Annotated in this window: 1 rRNA gene; it reads left to right on the top strand. The window is 54.8% G+C overall.

The window, feature by feature from the left end:
* Nucleotides 1-141 precede the first annotated feature (141 nt).
* Nucleotides 142-3,234 (top strand): 23S ribosomal RNA (locus tag WBG06_RS26475).
* Nucleotides 3,235-3,259 lie beyond the last annotated feature (25 nt).

Here is a 3,259-nt window from a genome sequence, read left to right on the forward strand (position 1 = left end):
GTTGAGGCCTTCGGGTCTGGATCTTTGGTGAGGGTGTTGGTGTGTGTTGGTCTTCGTAGCGCAGACAAGCTCGATGATTGCAGGCATGCGTGATGCGTGTGTGTGGTTGTTGGTTTGTTGTTTTTGTTGAGTGTTTGTGAGAGATAAGCTATGAAGGGCACATGGTGGATGCCTTGGCATCAAGAGCCGATGAAGGACGTTGGAGCCTGCGATAAGCCCTGGGGAGTTGGCAACCGAGCGTTGATCCGGGGGTGTCCGAATGGGGAAACCCAGCACGAGTCATGTCGTGTTACCTGCGCCTGAATCTATAGGGCGTGTGGAGGGAACGCGGGGAAGTGAAACATCTCAGTACCCGTAGGAAGAGAAAACAATAGTGATTCCGAGAGTAGTGGCGAGCGAAATCGGATGAGGCTAAACCAACTGCGTGTGATAGACGGCAGTCGTTGCGTAGTTGGGGTTGTGGGATACATCTTTCATCGTCTGCCGGCGGTGAGCTCAGTAAGAAACCAAGCATGAAGGTGAACCAGTTGGGAAGCTGGGCCGTAGCGGGTGATAGCCCCGTAGTCGTATGTGTTTGGCTGGGTTGATGTACTTCCCAAGTAGGACGGCACTCGTGGAATGTCGTGTGAATCTGGCGGGACCACCCGCTAAGCCTAAATACTTCTTGATGACCGATAGCGGACCAGTACCGTGAGGGAAAGGTGAAAAGTACCCCTGGCGGGGAGTGAAATAGTACCTGAAACCGTGTGCCTACAATCCGTCAGAGCCCGGCCGGCCTTGTGGCAGTGGGGGTGATGGCGTGCCTTTTGAAGAATGAGCCTGCGAGTTAGCGGTGTGTGGCAAGGTTAACCCGTGTGGGGAAGCCGTAGCGAAAGCGAGTCCTAATAGGGCGATTGAGTCGCGCGCTCTAGACCCGAAGCGAAGTGATCTAGCCATGGGCAGGTTGAAGCGCCGGTAAGACGGCGTGGAGGACCGAACCCACTTCAGTTGAAAATGGAGGGGATGACCTGTGGTTAGGGGTGAAAGGCCAATCAAACTTCGTGATAGCTGGTTCTCCCCGAAATGCATTTAGGTGCAGCGTTGTGTGTTTCTTGCCGGAGGTAGAGCACTGGATAGCCGATGGGCCCGACCAGGTTACTGACGTTAGCCAAACTCCGAATGCCGGTAAGTGAGAGCGCAGCAGTGAGACAGTGGGGGATAAGCTCCATTGTCGAGAGGGAAACAGCCCAGACCATCAGCTAAGGCCCCTAAGCGGTAACTAAGTGGAAAAGGATGTGGAGTCGCAGTGACAACCAGGAGGTTGGCTTGGAAGCAGCCACCCTTGAAAGAGTGCGTAATAGCTCACTGGTCAAGTGATTCCGCGCCGACAATGTAGCGGGGCTCAAGTTATCCGCCGAAGCTATGGCATTCCAGAGTTTTCTGGGGTGGGTAGGGGAGCGTCGTGTATCGAGTGAAGCAGCGGAGTGATCCAGCGGTGGACGGTACGCGAGTGAGAATGCAGGCATGAGTAGCGAATGATGTGTGAGAAACACATCCGCCGATTGATCAAGGGTTCCAGGGTCAAGCTAATCTGCCCTGGGTAAGTCGGGACCTAAGGCGAGGCCGACAGGCGTAGTCGATGGACAACGGGTTGATATTCCCGTACCGGCGAAATGACGCCCATGATGAGGCGCATGATGCTAACCATCTGAAGCACACGTGACCGATCCCTTCGGGGTGAGGCGTGTGTGTGGAACATGGGACCCGAGTGTGTAGTAGTCAAGTGATGGGGTGACGCAGGAAGGTAGTCGAACCGGCGCGATGGTTGTCGCCGGCCAAGCATGTAGGACTGAGTCTAGGCAAATCCGGGCTCTGTATGTCTGAGATGTGATGGGGAGCCGTTTGGTGAAGTCGATGATCCTATGCTGTCGAGAAAAACCTCTAGCGAGTCATGAGCCGCCCGTACCCCAAACCGACTCAGGTGATCAGGTAGAGAATACCGAGGCGATCGAGCGAACCATGGTTAAGGAACTCGGCAAAATGCCCCCGTAACTTCGGGAGAAGGGGGGCCCGGAGCGTGAACCCACTAGCTGGGGGAAGCGTGAAGGGCCGCAGAGACCAGGCCCAAGCGACTGTTTACTAAAAACACAGGTCCGTGCGAAGTTGTAAGACGATGTATACGGACTGACTCCTGCCCGGTGCTGGAAGGTTAAGAGGACGGGTTAGCACTTGTGCGAAGCTCAGAATTTAAGCCCCAGTAAACGGCGGTGGTAACTATAACCATCCTAAGGTAGCGAAATTCCTTGTCGGGTAAGTTCCGACCTGCACGAATGGAGTAACGACTTGGGCGCTGTCTCAACCGTGGACTCGGCGAAATTGCACTACGAGTAAAGATGCTCGTTACGCGCGGCAGGACGGAAAGACCCCGGGACCTTTACTATAGTTTGGTATTGGTGTTTGGTTCGGCTTGTGTAGGATAGGTGGGAGACTGTGAAGCGCACACGCCAGTGTGTGTGGAGTCAACGTTGAAATACCACTCTGGTCGTACTAGATGTCTAACTTCGGACCATGATCTGGTTCAGGGACAGTGCCTGATGGGTAGTTTAACTGGGGCGGTTGCCTCCTAAAATGTAACGGAGGCGCTCAAAGGTTCCCTCAGCCTGGTTGGCAATCAGGTGGCGAGTGTAAGTGCACAAGGGAGCTTGACTGTGAGACAGACATGTCGAGCAGGGACGAAAGTCGGAACTAGTGATCTGGCCACGGCATGTGGAAGCGTGGTCACTCAACGGATAAAAGGTACCCCGGGGATAACAGGCTGATCTTCCCCAAGAGTCCATATCGACGGGATGGTTTGGCACCTCGATGTCGGCTCGTCGCATCCTGGGGCTGGAGTAGGTCCCAAGGGTTGGGCTGTTCGCCCATTAAAGCGGCACGCGAGCTGGGTTTAGAACGTCGTGAGACAGTTCGGTCCCTATCCGCCGCGCGCGTAGGAAACTTGAGAAAGGCTGTCCCTAGTACGAGAGGACCGGGATGGACGAACCTCTGGTGTGCCAGTTGTACCGCCAGGTGCATGGCTGGTTGGCTACGTTCGGAAGTGATAACCGCTGAACGCATCTAAGCGGGAAGCACGTTTCAAGATGAGGTTTCCCACCCTTTATGGGTTAAGGCCCCCTACAGACTATGGGGTTGATAGGCCGGAGGTGTACAGCAGCAATGCCCAGCCGACCGGTACTAATAGGCCGAGGGCTTATCTTTCATAAACCCTCAACAAAAACAACAA

Source organism: Nocardioides sp. CCNWLW239, assembly GCF_037137035.1.
Lineage (GTDB): Bacteria > Actinomycetota > Actinomycetes > Propionibacteriales > Nocardioidaceae > Nocardioides.